Annotated in this window: 21 protein-coding genes; all 21 read right to left on the reverse strand. The window is 64.5% G+C overall.

Annotated features, from left to right (window positions below):
* Positions 1 to 90: 90 nt before the first annotated feature.
* Positions 91 to 438, reverse strand: coding sequence for a tail fiber assembly protein (locus N7590_RS13650; protein WP_279935624.1), 348 nt, complete (start codon positions 436 to 438; stop codon positions 91 to 93).
* Positions 428 to 1,198: a hypothetical protein gene (locus N7590_RS13655; protein WP_279935625.1), complete on the reverse strand. Its 771-nt coding sequence runs from the start codon at positions 1,196 to 1,198 to the stop codon at positions 428 to 430. The genes N7590_RS13650 and N7590_RS13655 overlap by 11 nt, the downstream gene beginning before the upstream one ends.
* 5 nt (positions 1,199 to 1,203) lie before the next feature.
* Entirely contained in the window at positions 1,204 to 3,462 is a 2,259-nt protein-coding gene (locus N7590_RS13660) for a hypothetical protein (RefSeq protein ID WP_279935626.1), read from the reverse strand.
* Positions 3,455 to 3,682 (reverse strand): hypothetical protein, encoded by a 228-nt coding sequence (locus tag N7590_RS13665; protein ID WP_049399121.1) that lies wholly within the window; start codon positions 3,680 to 3,682, stop codon positions 3,455 to 3,457. The genes N7590_RS13660 and N7590_RS13665 overlap by 8 nt, the downstream gene beginning before the upstream one ends.
* On the reverse strand, positions 3,682 to 3,912 hold the full coding sequence (locus N7590_RS13670; protein WP_040006695.1) for a hypothetical protein: 231 nt from the start codon (positions 3,910 to 3,912) through the stop codon (positions 3,682 to 3,684). The genes N7590_RS13665 and N7590_RS13670 overlap by 1 nt, the downstream gene beginning before the upstream one ends.
* Positions 3,913 to 3,923: 11 nt before the next feature.
* Positions 3,924 to 4,706: a phage BR0599 family protein gene (locus N7590_RS13675; RefSeq protein WP_279935627.1), complete on the reverse strand. Its 783-nt coding sequence runs from the start codon at positions 4,704 to 4,706 to the stop codon at positions 3,924 to 3,926.
* Entirely contained in the window at positions 4,703 to 6,403 is a 1,701-nt protein-coding gene (locus N7590_RS13680; protein WP_279935628.1) for a hypothetical protein, read from the reverse strand. The genes N7590_RS13675 and N7590_RS13680 overlap by 4 nt, the downstream gene beginning before the upstream one ends.
* Positions 6,403 to 7,377: a hypothetical protein gene (locus N7590_RS13685; protein WP_279935629.1), complete on the reverse strand. Its 975-nt coding sequence runs from the start codon at positions 7,375 to 7,377 to the stop codon at positions 6,403 to 6,405. The genes N7590_RS13680 and N7590_RS13685 overlap by 1 nt, the downstream gene beginning before the upstream one ends.
* Before the next feature lie 3 nt (positions 7,378 to 7,380).
* Positions 7,381 to 8,358 (reverse strand): hypothetical protein, encoded by a 978-nt coding sequence (locus N7590_RS13690; protein WP_279935631.1) that lies wholly within the window; start codon positions 8,356 to 8,358, stop codon positions 7,381 to 7,383.
* 2 nt (positions 8,359 to 8,360) lie between these two features.
* The gene (locus tag N7590_RS13695) at positions 8,361 to 11,864 is read right to left on the reverse strand and encodes a phage tail length tape measure family protein (protein ID WP_279935633.1); all 3,504 of its coding nucleotides are present in this window, start codon (positions 11,862 to 11,864) and stop codon (positions 8,361 to 8,363) included.
* A 2-nt stretch (positions 11,865 to 11,866) separates the two neighbouring features.
* Entirely contained in the window at positions 11,867 to 12,007 is a 141-nt protein-coding gene (locus N7590_RS13700) for a hypothetical protein (protein WP_153857040.1), read from the reverse strand.
* A 41-nt stretch (positions 12,008 to 12,048) separates the two neighbouring features.
* Positions 12,049 to 12,558 (reverse strand): DUF6631 family protein, encoded by a 510-nt coding sequence (locus tag N7590_RS13705; RefSeq protein WP_279935634.1) that lies wholly within the window; start codon positions 12,556 to 12,558, stop codon positions 12,049 to 12,051.
* Entirely contained in the window at positions 12,558 to 13,313 is a 756-nt protein-coding gene (locus N7590_RS13710) for a hypothetical protein (protein WP_279935635.1), read from the reverse strand. Before N7590_RS13710 ends, N7590_RS13705 begins: the two co-directional genes overlap by 1 nt.
* A 3-nt stretch (positions 13,314 to 13,316) precedes the next feature.
* Entirely contained in the window at positions 13,317 to 13,538 is a 222-nt protein-coding gene (locus N7590_RS13715) for a hypothetical protein (protein WP_024957623.1), read from the reverse strand.
* The gene (locus N7590_RS13720) at positions 13,535 to 14,011 is read right to left on the reverse strand and encodes a hypothetical protein (RefSeq protein WP_064968315.1); all 477 of its coding nucleotides are present in this window, start codon (positions 14,009 to 14,011) and stop codon (positions 13,535 to 13,537) included. The genes N7590_RS13715 and N7590_RS13720 overlap by 4 nt, the downstream gene beginning before the upstream one ends.
* Positions 14,008 to 14,541 (reverse strand): DUF1320 domain-containing protein, encoded by a 534-nt coding sequence (locus N7590_RS13725; protein WP_049449826.1) that lies wholly within the window; start codon positions 14,539 to 14,541, stop codon positions 14,008 to 14,010. The genes N7590_RS13720 and N7590_RS13725 overlap by 4 nt, the downstream gene beginning before the upstream one ends.
* A gap of 9 nt (positions 14,542 to 14,550) precedes the next feature.
* Positions 14,551 to 15,045, reverse strand: coding sequence for a hypothetical protein (locus N7590_RS13730; RefSeq protein ID WP_197604348.1), 495 nt, complete (start codon positions 15,043 to 15,045; stop codon positions 14,551 to 14,553).
* A gap of 161 nt (positions 15,046 to 15,206) precedes the next feature.
* Positions 15,207 to 16,151, reverse strand: coding sequence for a hypothetical protein (locus N7590_RS13735; RefSeq protein ID WP_024957619.1), 945 nt, complete (start codon positions 16,149 to 16,151; stop codon positions 15,207 to 15,209).
* Positions 16,152 to 16,176: 25 nt separating this feature from the next.
* A complete protein-coding gene (locus N7590_RS13740) occupies positions 16,177 to 16,518 on the reverse strand; it encodes a capsid cement protein (protein WP_279935636.1) in 342 nt (113 codons plus the stop codon).
* Positions 16,519 to 16,540: 22 nt separating this feature from the next.
* Positions 16,541 to 17,746, reverse strand: coding sequence for a hypothetical protein (locus tag N7590_RS13745; RefSeq protein ID WP_057503422.1), 1,206 nt, complete (start codon positions 17,744 to 17,746; stop codon positions 16,541 to 16,543).
* A gap of 296 nt (positions 17,747 to 18,042) precedes the next feature.
* Positions 18,043 to 18,288, reverse strand: a 246-nt coding sequence (locus N7590_RS13750) for a phage virion morphogenesis protein (RefSeq protein ID WP_279935637.1), incomplete at its 5' end; no start/stop codon positions are given.

An 18,288-nucleotide genomic window follows, 5' to 3' on the forward strand; every position in this document is an offset into this window, starting at 1 on the left:
GGAGCAGGGCCTCGGCCAATAGCACGCGGGCTGTACGCGTGTGTTGCGGCGCCAGGCGGGCAGTTGGAGCTGCCTGCCTGGCGCCCTGTTTCAGTTCTGGAGAGGGGCTCGTTCCTGCCCGGCCGCGCCTTCAGGCAGAGCCGGTGGCACCGGCCATGCACAGCTCGGGAAGCCCGCCTTCTCCGGCATATCACGAAGCTCCTGACGGTAGACCGCCCATGCCAGCTTCGCCTCCGGAGCGAGCGGACTGTCAGGGGCTTGGGTCCAATCGGTGGCTCGCAGGCGCTTGATACGCTCAGCCCTCACCTGTTCAGACTGGACCTTCGCGAGGAGGTCAGCAGGGAGCTGCTCCATCCTTTCCTCGCCTGCGGCCAAGACCATGTCAGCGGTGACTACTCGATAGCCAGTTGTTGAAACGGCATAAGCTTCAGCGGTCATAGAAGTACCCATACACGTCAATGTAGCCAGCGCCAGAGGTCGGGGCCTGCGCAAACCAATATGTCATCCGCTGGGATGAGTCCGTGGAGTGCAATAGATACGCATCCCTCGTTGGGTCAACGGCAGATAGGCCGGACAGTGGAGGGCCTGACGCACTGTCATCAGGGGTCCCACTAAGCATGTACGCTCCAGGCGGAGCGGTGACAAAGTTGAGAATCCGAATCTGAGCTTGGGTCGCACTTATCGGGATGACCCCAGCCAATGACACTTGGGTCTCGGCTGTCGCAACACCACCATTCAGAACACGCGTAGGCGCAGCCCCCTGAGCCTCCAGATAAGCCACAAAATTGTTCTGCCCGTGCCGGAAGTTCATGATTGCGCCCGAAGCAGACGTCTTGAAACTCCCGAGGTATCGCCGCGAGGTGGCGCCCGTCTTGGCGCGGGCGGTTCCGCTGTAAGGAGCGGCCGGAGCATCCGTAACGGCCTCGATCGCCGGCGTCGACCCGTTGAGGTACAGATAGAGGTGGTACCAGGTGTTAGCCGCAAGCGTGAGGCCGCTCAGGGTCAGTGCACTCGGCACTTCGATCGCTCGCTGCAATGAGGGAATCCAAGCGCTACCGCTGGACACCCGGATGGAAGCCGGCCCGACGTACTCCATCTGCAGGCCAAGGATGTGACCAGCCATCGTCCAAAGGCCGGCCCCGGCGGCGACGGAGGCCGCGCTGGCGGCGGCGAGCTGGGAGAGTTTGACGTCAGGCATTGTGGTTACTCCAGGATGATCGGGTCGCCGGCTTCCGTGACGATGCGGTCGCCCGCTTCGGTCACCAGCTGGGCGCGGTAGAGGAAGGTGTGCTGCAGGCGTTGCCAACTGGTGAAGCCGTCGCGCACTGCCTCGATCTCAACCCGCAGGGTCTTGCCGCCGCTGCCGACTGGCGGCAGGTAGCTGTCGGTCGCGGCCGTGATGCCGGCCTGCGTGCGCACCAGGGTGTCCTGCAGGTACCAGCGTGCGGTGTACGTCGTGCCCGGCTCTGGGCCGATGCTCGCCTGCTCGGAGTCCACCAACTGGTCGGCCTGCAGGAGACGGTCGCGGTGCGCCCAGGTGGCCACGACTGTGCCGCCATTGCCCCAGGCCTCGGCCGGGTAGGCATCGCCGTTGATGCGCAGCCGTCCCGGCGGGTACGGCCGGATCTGGCGCCGGCGCATCGTCAGCGCGATCGCCGTGGCCAGATCCGGATTCAGCTCGCCCTGGCTGGTGCGGGTGATCAGCTTCGCCTGGGGCGACTCGTTGGCCAAGTACTCGCGCCCGTCGAAGCCGACGTATTCGTCGGTGAACCACACCCGCGCACCCACGGCATGCGGCATCGGCACAGTGTCCACGCAGCCACGGGCCACGGTCAGCGTCGCGGCCACCGGGTCGATCGACACCACCCGGACCAGCTCGTCATCGATCAGCGCCTCCGAGCCGACCTCGATCATGTCCAGGCTGACGCCGGCGGACAGCGCGATCGCCGTTGTGGTGGCCGTCATTGCGGTGATCAGCAGGCCAGTGGGAGCGAAGTCGGCCGCGCCCGCCTCGGCGAACGGCGCACCTCCCAGCCGGGTCTGCAGCGTGTAGCCGAACGCCACCGAGGTCGGCCGCACACCGATCGAAGTAAGGTAGCCGACGTCAGGCGACACAGCAGCCAGCTCCGACGCCCCGAGAGTCGTAGCCAGGTCGCGGTAGCTGGCCTCCTGCAGGCGCTGCACGGTGACCGGCTTGGGCTTGGTGTCCGGCTCCACCCAGGCATTCTCCGAAGGCTGGATGTAGCTGGCAGCGGCCATGCCGGCGACGTCCTGGACGACGGTCAGCACTACGGCTGTCTCGGTCTGTGTGCCGTCGTCGACGTCCAAGATGCGCACTGGCATGCGGGCAACGCCGCGCCGTGGCCACGACAGGGCACGCACCTGCCCGCGCTTGAAGGGGCCGGCATCCTGGCGTACACGGATCTTCACCCTGCAGGGCAAGCTGCTCACTGCCGCCACTTCGCGCGCCGCAACCCGGCCCGCGAGCGCAGCGTTCCACAGGCCGGGATAGTTCTTGCGACTGCTGACGACACGGCCCTGCGCCTGAACGCTGGCCAGATTCTGGTAGGTGACAGCTGCGTCCTTGTTGGTGGCGATATCCCGGTAGACGACCGTGATCTCGTTGACGCTGCCTTCCAGCATCGGCTGCTGCCACTCCAGCAGCTCGATGATGTTCGCCGGGCCGATCTCTTCCAGGGTGGCTGGGTCATAGTCCGGCCGCACCAGCACCAGCTCGGTCAGCCCCGTCACCGGATCCTCGATGCGCATGCCACCAATGTGGTCGCACACCATGTCCATGAACTCGCCTGCAGGAACTGATCGGGACCACTTCAGGCACAGGCCGAACCCTTCGTTCTTCAACGTCTGTGCCGCCTTGCGGAAGCTCTCGTCGTTGATCACGTCGATCGGGTGGCCCATGCCCTCCGTGCGCACCTGATAGATGATGTGGGCTGGGTTCATCCCTTCATCGATCTGCACCAGGTCGCCCTGCCATAGCCCCTTTTTCCAGCCTTGGCGCCAGCGCGAGACCTTCTTCGTCCAGTTCTTGATGTACGGGTTCATGGCCGACACCTGGCCATTGAAAACCGTCGTGAACAGGCCACGGGCAGCTGGCCACGGGCCGGGCACCAGCGACTGCAGATAGGTGCTTGGCATCTGGGCGGGCTCGCCCATGCGCACCTCCAGCGTGCCGACGATGCCGCCTTCGCCCTTGTCGCCGCCGAAGACCTCCGGCGCCAGGATCGTGATCGATCGAGATGCGGTAATCGGGCCGGTGGCAGGTACCGTCCTGGGGATGTTCATCCCGAGCACCTTGGTCCACGCCGTTTGCGCGCTACCGTCCCAGACCTTGCGGTCGCCGACGCGGATCTCCCGCAGCGCATCCACCGGGCCGAGGCATTCGCCCATATAGAGGGCCATGTAGTAGCGATAGCCTACGGTCTGTTTCTTGCCACTACCCACGGCCTGCCTCCTCGCGGGCGATCGCCGCCAAGCGCCGTGCGAAGGCGTCGTCCAGTGCTTCGAACTGCTCTACCGGCAGGCCTTCATCCAGGAAGCGACGCAGATCCAGACCGTGACGATCCATCCAGCTGCGGATGCCGGCGGCGCACAGCACGCCGCTGTGTTCGCCCAGCTTGGCCGCGCGGGCGTGCTCGACGGTAACCAGGACAGGACGATCCATCACTTCTTGCCACCCTTGACCTTGATCGGCGTGGTGCGCAGATCGCCGTAGAACAGCACGTTGGGATCATCGATCCAGTTCGTACCGAAGACCATGCTGCACTCGCGACCGTCCTCGGCGGTGGGGACATTGAAGTCCTCCAAGGCGGCCGGCTTCGGAACCGTAGGCTTCGGGCGCATCACGTAACTGACGATCAGCGCCACGATCATTACGACGATTTGAACCCACATGGGAGGCTCCTTTAGAAGATGGGATCGGGTCCGAAGGGGTTCTTCGGCGGGATGGTGTGCTGGCCGCCGTAGTTCAGCGCGTTGTTGAACTTCTCGTGGCAGATCTGCAGGGCGTGGCCACAGCCGGGGTAGGCAGACACCAGTGCGCCCGCAGCGAGCGGCGCTGCGGTAAGCAAGGTGAGGGTCGGGCCAACATGGCCCACCACGAAGCGATACTCGATGGCCGTGCCCTGCACCCACTTGATGAAGCCGCCGACGAACCAACCATCCGGCTTCGCCGCGAAGGCAGTGGACGTGATCGTCTGAGCGGATGCGGCCGACAACACGCCATCGACTCGGAACAGCTCCGAATTCAGGCCGCAATCGGCATCGAACAGCGCAAACGGGCACTGCGCCTGCCAGCATCGGCGAAGGCCGTTCGTCGCGGCGGCGCCGGCATTGCTCTGGCAGGTCAGGATCAGATCATTCTGTCGCTCGCTGAAGTCGCTCAGCACGCCATTCCAGGTGCCCCGGATCGCGCCATCGCTCTTCCGGATCCGCCGCCACCGAACGATGATCCGATCGGTCGGCGGATATGGCCGCAGCACTGACGCCAACGAGAGGGACAGCGGTACGGTCACCTCAAGATTGGACCTGGCCTCCTGGGCAGACTGGCCAAGTCGGCCACGCTTGATTGCCTCGGGGCTGAACGACTGCGAGTCGTAGATCTCCACCCGATCGCTGGACGTATAGCGCCAGCGCTGGGAACCACGCCCAAACTCATACAGCTCAACATGGCGGGAGAACAGGCTCACGGTTCGCTCTCCTCAGCGCCAATGCCGGCGAAGGACACGCGGCAACGCGCGACGCCCTCACCATCGGTTTCATGGGACAGCTCCACGGTGTCGGAACTGAGGCGGGCCAGCACCATCCAGCTGATCAAGCGGATGGCACTCGGCTGCAGGGCGATGCCGTGCGGCACGTCCAGCTGCAGGAACTCCCGCTGTGGATCCAGCTCTGTGGCCTCAATCAGTTGCCGGTACAGCACCTGGCCACTGAACAGCTCGATGCGTAGGTGACGACGACCTGCCTGGGCGCGCCCGAAGCGGGCCACGCCTGCCCAAGCCACCACGATGCCGCTGGAGGTGGTCAGGGCTGGCTCGACCAGCTCCAGGTCATCGGCCCAAGACGGCACCCACAGCGCAGCCGCGCGACCCTGCAACCAGTACAGCAGGCTGCGCAGATTGGCCTGCTCGGTGCGCCCCCAGGTTTGCCAGGCGTGCGACTGCAGTGGCCATGCCTTGCCGGTGATGTCATCGACGGCGACAGGGCCGATATCGCCATCGATCACCACCAGCTGCCGGCCGAACTCGGCCGTCTGCGCCTGGTCGAGGTCGGGGCGCTGCTCCAGCACAGGTCGACCGCGATAGACCGCCGCCGGCGCCGCTGCTGGCCAGTCGCAGGTCTCCACCGCAGCCAGGCGCACGGTCGACCGCATGACCTGGTCGGTCACGCGTTCCAGGCTAGGGGTCTCGGCAATGCGAGCTGTCCTGCAGGGCAGCACCCGTGTGCCAGGTGCCCAGGCGTTGGCCGTGGGGCGGGCCAGTTGCAGGCTGTCGGCGGCAATGTCGGCCACTTCCACCAGCTCGTAGGTGGTGACGTCCTTCCAAAGCATGGCCAGGCCGCCGGGGCGGTAGTCGCGCTGCGTAGCGGCCTGTACCGGGATGGACTGCACACCCAGCGCCAGGCGCGCACCCAGCCACGACACGTCGTTCCAGACCGGCAGCGCCCAGGTACGCGCCGACCAGTCGAACAGCGCGTGTTCGAGCACCTGGCGCTCGCGCCGGTCGGCCAGCACGCTGAACTCCCAGGAGCGCCTCGGCGAGCCACGCAATGGGAATCGGGCTTCGCCGCCGCCGATCGACTGCTGGACGTCGGTCGCCCAGGCCAGCGTTTCGGTGACAGGCCGCTCCCAATCCGGCGGCAGCATCCACGCCGACATGCGATTGCCGGTAATCGTGACGGTGCGGCGCCCCAGGGCCACGAAGTCGTAGGACAGCGACGCCGCGATTACCGGCGGACCTTCTGTCGTGACCGACAGCTGCCAACGACGCAGCTGCAGGGCCGAGAATGCCAACGGCGGGGCGGCAGGGCCTACCAGCTCAACGCCTTCGCCGTTCTCAAGTGTCACCGAGGCCAGGGTCTGCTGCTGAAGGTACGCGTTCCAGACCTGGACGTAGCGCACCTGGTTGGTGACCAGGTTGCCCAGGTCAATCCGCAGCGGCAGAACATGGATCCGGTAGTACCAGTCGTCGAACGATGTGCGCTGCTGAGGGCCGCTGGATCGCTGTTCGGGTTCCTCGATGGTCGATTCTTTGGTCGACCCGGTGTAGAAACCCAGCCGTGCAGCTGCGCCGCGAAACTGGAGAGGAATGCGGGTGCGCGGTATCGCCAGATTGCCACTGCGCCAGTTGGGCCCTGTGCTGCTCTGCGTGGCGAGAAAAATGGCCATCAGGATTTCTTCACTGCCCAGCCATAGTTGCCGCTGGCCGGCGGCGCGTTGGTCGCGTTGCTCATGGCCAACTTGCGCACCCACGGGAAAACGACCCAAGTGTCATCGCCGATCGTCACTTCCATTTCAGGTTCGAGCTTCTCCAGGTAGCAGGCACGAAGTCCAGGAACTCGCCCGATCGGCGACAAATACACGCCGGTACCGGGGCGACGAATGCTCAGCTGGATAGGATGGAAGACGCTACGGCCAGAGAAAACATTCTCGTCGCACCCACCAAGGGCATATCCCAGCCACATGCTGTCGTAACTGGAGCTGGTGGTCGACTGGTAGATTGATCCGACGCCGCTTCCAGCTTGCCCCTCGGTGCCCAGCGTTCCGTTGAAGTAGTTGCAGATCTGGCTATAGCTGTTGATGCGACCATCCTCAGCCGAGTCCGCACGCACGTGCCCACACCCCGTGGTGCTGGTGTTATTGCCGAACAGGACAACGTTGTTCCCGCTCTGGCTCACCATTCCGCTGTAGATACCCGTTCGCGCCCAGTAGGTTCCGTCGACATACGTACCGCCTGTGTACGCACCGGCCTTCTCAAGAACGCCGAAGGTGTGGTGGCGGTACTCGCCGGCAACGGCCTGTGCGATAGCGACGTGGATCGCGTTGCCGTTGGCGAACAGCTTCAAACGTGGGAATGGCCCAGCCAGCTCATACGTGGAGATGTCGCGCGGTGAGACCAATGGCTGTGCGGACGGTGTTGCGTTCCCGTCATAGCCAATCGAGATACGAGATTTCAGGCTCAACTGGTCGGTGTTGAAAAGATGGACGTAGTCGGAGACGCCAGGGATGCGGAGCGTGGCGGTGCGATTGGCACCGACCAGATTGTTACGCTCGACGGTCCAGCCATTCGCCTGCGCGAACTGAACCACCAGGTCGATCAGAGTCTGTACGTTGGGGACGTTCGTGAATTCGGCGTAGGCCATCTCTTACTCCAGGGCAAATGCGGCGTACTGCCCATCGCCTGTTCGATAGACATTGGGGACTAGCAGGTGGTCAACGCCGTTCACTGTGGCGATCTGCTCAGCCGTGGCACCGAAGGCCGGCGTGTAGAAGACTCCGTCAAAGCTGCCGTAAAACTGTCCGCCTTCCGGCACCTCGGTGACGCGCGAGCCGCGATCAACGCTGCCCGAGGTCCAGCCGACCGCCATAAGCTGACCGCGCTGTAGCCAACGCTGGCCATCGAGGCAACTGCGGACATTCTGATTGCCCACATATGGGTTCCAGGGCATGGTGATGCGACCCGTGGCTACGTACGTGGTGGTGTATCCATTGCGAACTGGTAGCCAAGCCTGCACTGGCGTGAAGAGATAACCTTGGCTCAATGCGGTGTTGCTCTGCCCGTCCGCGACCGCATTCCAGAAATTGGAGTGTTCGTAGGTATCCAGCGACGCCACACCGTTGCTGCCCAAGAACGAGCCGCCAATGAACAGCGGATAGCTCCAGTCTCCCGGAAGATGCTCGGGCAGAATGAATCCGCAGTACAAAGCGTCGTACCGGCCGTTGATGCGGGTAATCACTTTGAAGCAACGGCCATTGGCGATGAACCAATACTTGATCGGCGAGTTGACGCCAAGGATCGACGCATAGTTGGAGTTGGCCCCCGGCTGGGTGACGATACCTGGAAGATCCGGGTTGTACGCGGTGTGGCCACGCATACGAATGTTGTAGTAGTTGCTGGCCGGTACGACCCAAGCCTGCAGAGATAGATAGATCTCATCCTCACCGGCAAGCCCTCGACCCTTCAGCGACACGAAATCGCTGGCAGCGATCGGGCCGCTGGCCACGCCGCCCACCACCTGCCACTGCTGGTTCGCTGCCACCAGGGCGGCGTTGGTAGTCAGAAAGTCCCGCAAACGGGCCATGAGGTCGGTGATGTTGGCTGCGGTGTCAGTTACCCAGGCCATGTTCAGAGTCCCAATACTTGGCGGATCGCCGCAGAGTTGCGGCTGATCTTGTTGATGACGGTGGTGTCGCTGCCTGGATCGTCCAGGTACTGGTCGAGCAGGTCCGGCGAAACCTGGTTGATCACGCGCAGGCCCAACTGCGCAGCAGTGCTCGGCGGCGCCGAAGCTGCGCTGGTGAACACGGGGGACCGCTGCAGCGTGGGCATCGCTGCCACATGCCCTCCGTCGGCATAGCCACGCCAACGATCGATTGCCGCCATACCGACCTGGTTGAAGGCCGACAGGAATGCCAGCGCACCGGGCTGGCGCACCACCTCCTGTCGGTGGACGAACTCACCGGCGTGAACAAAGCCCGCCAGTTGGTACTTGTCACCCGGTCCGGTGAAGCCGCCGCTGGAGTAGCCGGCCGCGCTGGAAACGGCCATTGCTGCTGCAGCTGCCTGCATCTGACGAGCCGCCTGGGAAATCGCCTGCGCGCCGACAATTAGTCCCACGCTGGACGAACCAAGGGTGGTGGCCGAGGTCTCCAGTTTGGAGGCACCCACACTGACGATCGCGCCCGCCGCCGCAGTAGCTGCCGCAGCCTTGGCCATGTCCTGCGCGCCGTCACCACCGCTGTTCCCCTTGTCGCCGGCGAAGAGCCCCATCAACTTCATGGTCGCGGCCTGTGCCAGCTGCGCGGCCGCGAATTCTGCAATGCCTTGGGCGATGCTGAGGAAGAAGTTTCGCACCGACTCGGACAGCGAATCGGTTTGCATGATCAGCGAGGTGAACAGGTTCGTGAACGATCCTTCCAGCGTGTTACGGATGGACTGTTGGAGCAGGTTTGTGGTGGCCGCCATCTCCTGCAGCTTGAGCTTGATCTGCTCCACGTTTGCCAGTGCGGCCGGATCCTTCAGCTTCTCTGCGGCGGCCTGCATTTGGGGGACAAGCGCCTGGAGAGCACCAGACTGCTGGCGGTAGAGGTCGACCACACGCTGCTGCGCGCCCGCCTGAGTGATCAGGCCCGCCTGCAGCTCCAGCTGAATCCGCTGCTGGGCCAGTGCAATGCCTCCCATTACCCTGTCGTAGGTCTCCTGCAGATTCTTGAGGTCAGTGCTGGCCTTGCTCAGATCCATCAGTTTGGAAATGTCGGCGGCATCCGCTGCTCGGCCCGCCGCCTCCAGCTCTTCCTTCAGCTTCGTCAGCTCGCGCGTGGTCTTGGCCAACTCTGCATTGGGACCACGTCCTTGCAAGGCCGCAATGCGATCACGGATGTCCAGCATCTTGCGGTCGGCTTCGACCCTGAGGTTGGCCAGATCCAGCTTCTTGGCTTCGTCCAGCAGCTCCTGCTTGGTCTTCGCCGAAGCGTTCTGGAAATTGCCCTCGGCAATGGCCGCCTGGATGCGGGCCGTTTCGGTCGCCTTCTTGCGGGTCTCATCCAGCGTTCCGACCAGATCGATCTGCTGCTTGAGCCGCTCCAGCTCCCGCTGTGCCGCGGCCTCATCTTTCTGGCTCTCGGTCTTGGGCGTCTTTCGAGTGCGCTCTTTGAACTTCTCCTGCAGCTGGGCGACCCGCTTGTCATAGGCGCCGCCGCTGACGCTGCCATCGTCGCCGAAGCTGACACCCTTGAGGAGGTCGCTTCCTGGATTGGCCTTGCGCAACTCGCGGAACTGCTTGGCAACCTCTTCGGTTGCCTTCTTCAGCTTCTCGGCCTTGCTGGCACCCTCTTCGAGACCTGAAGCGATCGCCTTGGCGGCTTCGACGCCGGCATCTTGGACCCGCTGGGCCTGGCCGGCGCTCTCGGCGGCATTGACGTCACGATCGTAGGCGGCCCGCGCCTTGCGGAGCCGGTCGATCTGCTTGATCTGCTGGTCGTAGTAGTAGCCGATGGCTGGGGCATTACCGTTCTTCAACGCCTGCTGCAGTTGCTCGGTCGTACCACGCATCGCCGCAGTTTCTGCCCGGAGCATCGCTTCGGAGTCGGTGCGACCGATGTCCTTCAGTCCTTGCCAGACGCGCTTAAGCGTACGAGCAACGCCATCCCACGCCTGCTCCAGATATCCGGCCCGCGACTCCATTTCTCTGACACGCTGGTCGCTGACATTGGCGATGGCCTCCAGCGCTGTCTTGGCGGCGTCGGTCGCCTTGCCCTGATCCTCCAGCGCCCGAACCTGTTCGTACACCGCTGCGGTGAGGAAGTGGTACTGCTCGTTGAGCTTGGCCAGCGTGGCCGAAGGCGCCTTGGAGACCTCGACCACCTTGGCGGTGGTGCCCTCAATCGACTCGCCCGTCAATTTGGCCAGGTTGACTGCGACGCTGATCGCTGTAGACAGGGTGTTGGCGGTCAGCTTCCCGCTGGCCGCAAGTTGCTGCGCAGCTGCCGTTGCATCGGAGTATTCGCCAGTGACCGCACCGACAGCATTCGCCTGGGCATAGAGCTGACCACTGGACACGCCAAGTGAATGGCCTGTCGAGATCACAGCAGCGTCGAAGGCTCGCAGCTGCTTGTATCCCTGCAGCGCGGCGAAGCCAACAACACCCAGCCCGGCAGCCACACCGCCTAGGACGACCACCGCGGGATTGAGCGCACTGGTGAGCGCGCGCGCGGCGGGCACGACACCGCCGAAGGAATCCTTCAGCTGGCCGCCCTGCTGGATGGCCACCATCCAGATCGGCATGCCGCTGACGATGCTGGTGGTGATATCGGTGATCTGCGCCGGCAGCTGGCGCATGGCCATCTGGTACTGGCCGGCCGAGATCGCCCCGGCGCCCAGGCTGCGGCTGGTCGCTTCGGCAACCTTGACGGCGTTGCGCTGGACGTTGATGCCCGCCAGGGCGCGGTTGTACTGTTCGCGGCTGATGCGGCCGGCATCCACCGCCGCCTTGAGCTCCTGCTCGTCCCGCTCCAGCTTCTGCAGCTTTACTGATGCACTGTCATAGCGGCCCAGGGCGCCCTCAACAGCGCGCTGACGCTGTTGCTCCGACCGAGCCAAGCCCGCTTCCTGCTTATCCAGCGCCTTGAGCGCGCTGTTGTAATCCTCGGTGGTGATCAGGCCGCGCGCCATCACCCGATCAAGCATCGCCTCGGTGTCGGCCAGATCGGACATGCTCGCCGCGCCGCGCTCCAGACGTGCATCGAGCTCGGAGATCAGACGGATCTCATCGGCCACTGTTTTCTGCACTGCCGCGCCGGACGTTCGGACACGATCTGCGGCGGTGGCCACATCCGCCGACATGGCCTTGGCTGATTCTCCTGCCGTTGCCATGCCCGCTGCGCCGGCGGCCGCCTTCTGGCCAGCATCCTCCATTTGGCTGCCCGAGGCGGCACTACTGCGGGCAGCCCTATCCAAGGCATCAGCGGCCTTCTTCGCCTCTTTCGTGACGTCGCCCAGGCTGGCGCCGGCATCCTGGCCGGCGCCCTTGACCGAAGTCAGGCCTTTCTGGACCACTGGCAGCGCCTGGCGCACCTGCTCGATGTCCAGGGCGATACGCATCGCCAGTTCGAGGTTGCGCGAGGAGGCCATTGTTATTTCAGATCCTTCAGCAAGGTGGTCATCGAATTACCGCCGGCATACGCAGCGTTGGCGTCGGTAATGCGCTCCCGTCGCGCCCGCCGCTGCTGAGCCTGGACGTGCTCCCAGGCGAGGGATATCTGGCGCTTGGTCATGCGACCGATATCGCCAAAGCTGCGGCCGTAGCCAGCGTTGATCAGGTCGGTGAAAACGCGTCCGTAACCGACGGGAGTGCCTTTTGACTGACGGCGTTTCGGAGCAGGCGGCGGAGAAAAAAACTGCTATTGGCCTGCCACCACAAGAGCAGCATCTGCTCGCCATCGGTTTCGTTGAGCGTCTCCAGCCACGCTTCCTGCTCCCGCACCTCGGCTGCGTGATCCTTGGCATCAGCCGGCGGCGCTGCGATCGAGCATGCCAGTAGATGCCGGATCAGATCCGGGTGGGACATAAGTGCATCCATCACCTGCAGCATGGAAGGCGGATCGGCGCCCTCGAACAGCGGCTGCAGGTCCCCAACCAGTGGTGCGGCGGTCTGCAGGATGCGAGCGGCCTCAAAGAAGCCGTACTCGCGCACTGTGATGGTCTTTCCGCCGAGCTGCCCCTGCTGCTGGCCGGCCAGCACGTCCAGCTCACCGGCTATGGCCCCCGGATCCGTAGTGCCGGATCCGGGGGACTGCTGACCGACATTGCCGATCACCTTGGCCATCAGGCTGCATCCACCAGCAGGGCACGGGCGTACAGGCCGAAGCGCGGATCGGCCTGTCGCACCGGGTCAATCTTGGCCTCGCCGGTGAGCGCAATCTCACCGAAGGTGTCGTTGATCAGCGACAGCGTCTCAGAGGCCGGGAAGGTGACGCGGTGCACCTCGCCGCGGAAGCGCATGGTGGTGCCATCAACACTGTTGACGCCGTCGAAGAGCACGTAGTACTCGGACTTGGTGCTTTCGAAGACCTTCACCAGGCTGTGCGCAGCGTACTCGTAGGCCTTGGCCACCACTGCCGTCTTGTCGGTGAGGAAGGTGACGATGCCGGTGGTCAGGTTGACGGTGTAGTCGGTGTCCAGCACCAACGGCGCGGCTGGGGTGCCGCCCTCCAGAACCAGTGCACTGATCGCCGCATACTCCAGCGCGACCACATCGCCCGGCTTGACCGTACCAATGGCCTCGTTGACTGCTGAGCCGGCAGCCAGCTCCATGCGGGTGCCGTCCGTGGCCAGCGCCAGGTGATCGGTGTTGAGCTGGCCCAGGGTCAGATTGACGCCGAGGTTGCGCTCGGTGGTCATGGTAGCGCCGACACCGCGCACACCGGACCAGCTTTCCTTCTTGGTTTCACGAGTGCTGGACATGGTCAGCTCGAGGACGCTGGCGTCATACGCCCAACGCGCCGGTGCGCGGCTGCCGTCGGCATTGCGCAGGCCCAGGTACACACGACCCTGCAGGGAGAAATACTCGGTATCGGACATGGCTTACTTCGCCTCCTGGGCGATGGCAGCAGTCGCCTGGCCGTTGGCCTTGCGCGACGGATTGGGGGAAGAATCGGCGTCGGGAGCGTCGATGAAGCCGCGCTCAACCGCCCAGGGCACCAGGTCGGCAGGAAGCTCCACCGTTTCGCCTTCCGCAATGGGCTTGCTCGCAAGCGTCAGGCCCGCCTTCTTGATCGTGTGCTTCTGAGTGGTCTGGGTAGTCATCGCGGAATCTCGGGTTGAAGAACGGCTTGGGTCTTCCATACGTCGACCCACAGGGCGGTGGCAGCGTCGTAGTCCTCGAGGTTGCCCTCGATGAGCTGGCAGGCACGGCCACCAGGAATGGGCGGTGTCCAGCCCAGCAGCGGCTGACGAACCTTGCCCAGCAGCAGGCGCAGCTCATCGATCACCTGCGCCCCACGCTGCTCGCGGTAGTTGCGGCAGACGGTCACCACCGCGAAGTTCACTTCGACCAACTGCGCCAGGCGCGACTGCTGGCCGGGGATCGAAACGCCGGTTTTGGTCTCCAGCGGCATCTCCCGGGCCAGCAGCACGTAGCAGCACGGCGCGGGGAAGTCGCGCAGCGCTGTAACGGCGGCGTAGTCGGCGCTGCCCTGCACCTGGCGCAGCTCCTTCTCGCTGACGCCCTGTCGGATGCGATCGCGCACCAGGCCAGTGTCGAAGGGCTGGGTGCTCACCGGCCGTAGTCCTGCAGGGTTCGATGGCTGAACTCTCGCGGTGGTGCACAGACCTCCGGTGCACCGCCGCTGGGCGCAGGCAGCGGGTCATCGGCGCCAAGGCTGAACTTGCCGTCGCGCACCAACTCCAGAAAGCGCAGCGCTTCCTTGTAATCGCGTACCACCGGATCGGTACGTTCCTCGGTGTTGACCCGGTCCTTGTGCAGCAGGTAGCGCGCAATCCACCGGGCCCAGGTGGACACGATGCCCGGTACCGGCGCCGGCAGCGGTACCGGATAGGGCTTGGGCTTGCGCATGACCAGGTAGCCGTTGATCACGCCATCGGCATCGTCCAGGGCGCTCTGCACGTGCGCGGCCGCCTCATCGGCGATCGCCACGTCGGCCGGGTCGAATGCGCTGCGATCGCTGCCGAGCAGCGTGGCATCCATCAGCGCATCGTCCACAACCGGATAGCGCTCCGGCGTGGCCACCTGCGCCAGTTCCTGGGCGAGCTTGGCCGCCGACAGCAGTGCGAGCGTGCAGTAGGACATGGCGGCCAGTTACTCCAACTCTTCCGGGTCTGCAGGTTCGTCACCGAGTACGCCCGCGTCCTGGTAGGCCTGAGCCTCTTCCCAGGTCATCTCTATCCAAGCCGGCGGCTTGACGACCACGCCCTCGTGCTTGAACGGGCTGAGTACTTCAAAGCATGCAGACAGCCAGAGACCATCAGAAACCAGTGCATCGGGCGAATCGTCCCCACCAGCGGCAACCCCAATGGTGGTGTCGGCTTCCGGCGACGGAGCACCCGCGTCGATGGCGGCGTCCTGGTCCGCTGCCGGATGGTCAGCCTGCAACGGGTCGACGGCAGCACCATCGCCTGCGGAGGCCGCCGACGTGGCGGTCTCCAGCTCACTGTGGCCTTGCTCCGGCACCAAGCCGTCCGTCGCCGGCGGTGCGTCGGCAGTCTTGTCTTCCGTGACGACTGGCACGTCGGCCGGCTGGTCGTCCTGGACGGTCTTGGGTGCGCTGGGCGGCGCAGTGCGGGGCTTGGCCACGACGATATCTCCGAATAGGTGTGGTGCCGTGCTCTCCGACTGTCACGCATGGTTCTCCTGTGCTTTGCACGGACAGGCCCGCGTTCGCCTGCTGCTGCCGCTCGCTGGGTTGTACGGGTAAGGCGGCAACTGCGCCGACTATCCTTTGCCGGCGCCGGTCATCAGTTGCCTGCGCCGCTGATCAGATAGCCGGCGGCCATGCCTGCCAGGACCGGGGTGGCATCGTTGCTGACCCCGTAGATCCAACTCTTGGCGCTGTTGTCCCAGTAGGGAACTTCGACCAGGGGCATGCCTTCGATGCGATAGCCATAGCCGTAGCTGGGCTCCTCGACGTTGGCGTTCACGTCAGCGCCAGGGCTGACGTAGGCCAGAACAGCCGAAGTACCCCAGACATCACCGAATGCGCCATTGTCATCGGCCACCACACCGCCGCCGACGACGATGTTGTCGATCTCGAAAACCTGCTTGAGCAGATCCAAGGTGACCTTGCGAATGCCGGTGCTGGCCGAGCGATCAATCAGCTTTGGATGCTGCTTGAGCTGCTTGAACGCCTTGGCAGACAACAGCATGGTGTTGGGATACAGACCGATGCTGTCACGCACAGCTTCCTTGCCGGTTTCGACGTCCTGCGCAGGATTCGAAGCAGCGTTGGACCACACGTTGTTGCCAGCCAGCGCGACTTTGTGGTCGTTGTCGTAGTTGGCTGCATTGGTGGCGATCTTGGCGCTGTCCACCTCGTACTCCAGCAGCAGCGAGCGCAGCACGATGTTCACGGCCCGGGTGCTCAGGTTGATCCCCGGCACCTGGCTTGCATCTCGCATATGTTCACGCGGTACCGGCGCTTCCAGTGCGCTCGGGACGATGGCGTACGGCTTGCCCTCATAGCCGAAGCGGATGCGCTTGGTATTGGCACCGGGGGCACGCTTGGCGTTGTAGATCTTGAAGGACTCCTTGCCGAACTCGATCACCTGGCCGCCATAGGCGGCGACGTCGGCGAAGGGGAACAGCGCGGTGGCGACGAGCTGCGCCTGGCGGTAGCCACGGGCGTGTTCGGAAAGGATCGGGTCAACGACACGAACCTGGCCGGGGGTCATTTGTCCAGACATGTAAATCTCCTGCGGCGCTAGCCGGTCAGTTCGGGATGAGGATCACTTCGAGGACATCGCCATCGGCGGTGGCCGTGGCGCCAGGCGCCGCACGGGCAACGACCTTGCCGGCGTCGGCGGTGATGGCCTTGCCATCGGCACCCACCTGGAGGGCGGCGCCGGCAGCGATTGCGCCACCTGCGGTCACTTGCGTGGTGCCCAGGACGTCGACCGGAGCCAACTGCCCGACGGCGGCATCCGAGCGCGCAACCCCGCAAGCGTTGCCGCCGGCAGCGGCGACTCCACCGGTCGGCGAGACGAAGCGGTTGTGGGTAAGGGCTGCCGCGGCCAGCACGGACAGCGTGAGCAGAGCGATGTTCTGGGACATGGTGGGCTCCTGGATTGGAAGGTCAGCCGCCGACCGCGGCGACTGCAGCCGCCCAGGACGTGCCGGGGTGCTGCTGCTGATAGGCCTTGGCCTGGTTGAACAGATCCGCGCGGCCAGCATCGACATGCGTGCCCGGGGGCGCGGCGAAGTTCGCCGCTGCGTTGGGTGCGTCGCCACCGGACTTCTCGCCGAAGTCCACTGCCTTGGGCAGGCTGGTCAGCAGCTCGCGCAGGACCGACTCAGCTGGCTTGGACACCGTCGTTTCGCCCTCGGCGAAGTTCAGCGGTTCCTTGCCATTGGGCTGGGCCAGCAGCAGCTCCACCACCGCCGGCTGCTGACGGGGCAGCAGCTTGCCTTCCTTCACCAGGCCTTCGGCGAACGCCACCGCGTCTTCGCGTCGGGCCGCCTGCTCACGGGCAGCGAGGGCCTTCTCGCGAGCGTCCAGGGTGGAAGCCTGCTGGTCGAGCTGCTGCTGGCGCTGGGCGTGCTCGGGGTTGTTCTGCTGGGACATGGGGTCGATCTCCGATTTGACCTGTTCACGAGTAGGAGGCGTTGCCGGGATGAGCGCAGGCGCGCCGATGGCGCTGCGCGGGAACTGGGTGAGCAATGGCGACGCAAAGAGGGCCGAGTTGCGCGCTCCGTCGTCATCGCGTGTGCTGCTCTCGATCCCACGGATCTGCCAGTCGGGAATGACCTGGTCGGCCGTCTCAAGGCCTTGGGTGTCGATCAGCCAGTCGCGGAAGCGGCGGAACAGATCCGTCAGCGTCCAGCCCAGCGGGGCCAGCGACATGGCAAAGCAGGCGGCATCGTCGCCCTCAGCGAACGAGGCCGACTTGAGCCCTTTCACTGCCGGCGGCTGCGCGCCCAGGAAGCCGATGTGGCGCAGGTAGTACTTGCCCGGCGTCGGGTTGCCCGGCGAATCGGGCATGAAGATCGAAGCGCTGATCTTCTTGAAGCGACCGTTGTTGGCCAGCTCCGCGAACGCAGGATCGACCTGATGCGGTTCGGCCATCAGGAGGCCGTCCTTGGCCTGAAGGGTTTTGCCCCAGCCATAGGCCGGATCGTCGGTCTTGGGATGGCCCACCACGATGGGTGCTTCATGCAGTGCCGGATCGTAGCTATCGGCGATCTGCTGCACATCCGCTTCGCTGAAGGTCAGCGTGCGGCCGTCTTCGGCAACGTGCGTGCCGGCTTTGAAGATCTGCAGGGTGGCGGCGGGCTGGTTCATGCCGCCAGTTTTCCCGCGTCAGAACACGCTGTCTTTGAAACTGGTTTCCAACTTTCCCGGGCAGCGACAGATTGGTTCATGTCGCCAGTTTTCCCGCAGTGCCGTCTCACGCACTGGGACCGCATCCTGCAAGAAACGTCTAACAGAGATGGACGATCCGCGTGCAGTGATCTTGTTGCGCGGATGCAGGCACCGACGTGGCCTTCAGAGGCGTGTCAGACACCAAGCAGCCGCCGATGACGTCCGAGTGTGGCGGCCCCAGCATGGAGGCGTACACAGCGCCTCCTGCGCGATGATCACTCGAAGGCGCCGCTCACGTGATCCTGGGCGATATCCAGCAACTCCTTCTCATCCTCGCGACTGACACCAAGCCACGGACGAGCAGCGATGGTGTTCGTGTACGAGGGCATTGTGACCGAGCGCTTGTAGCGCGCGTTCCTACGACTGGCTTTGACGAACCGGCTGCCGCCCTTACCCGTCTTCAGGTGGATATTGGCCGGACGCGCGGCGCGTTGGATGGTGCCGCCGAATTGGTGGATGGC

This window comes from Stenotrophomonas sp. GD04024 (genome assembly GCF_029837545.1).
GTDB classification, from domain to species: domain Bacteria; phylum Pseudomonadota; class Gammaproteobacteria; order Xanthomonadales; family Xanthomonadaceae; genus Stenotrophomonas; species Stenotrophomonas forensis.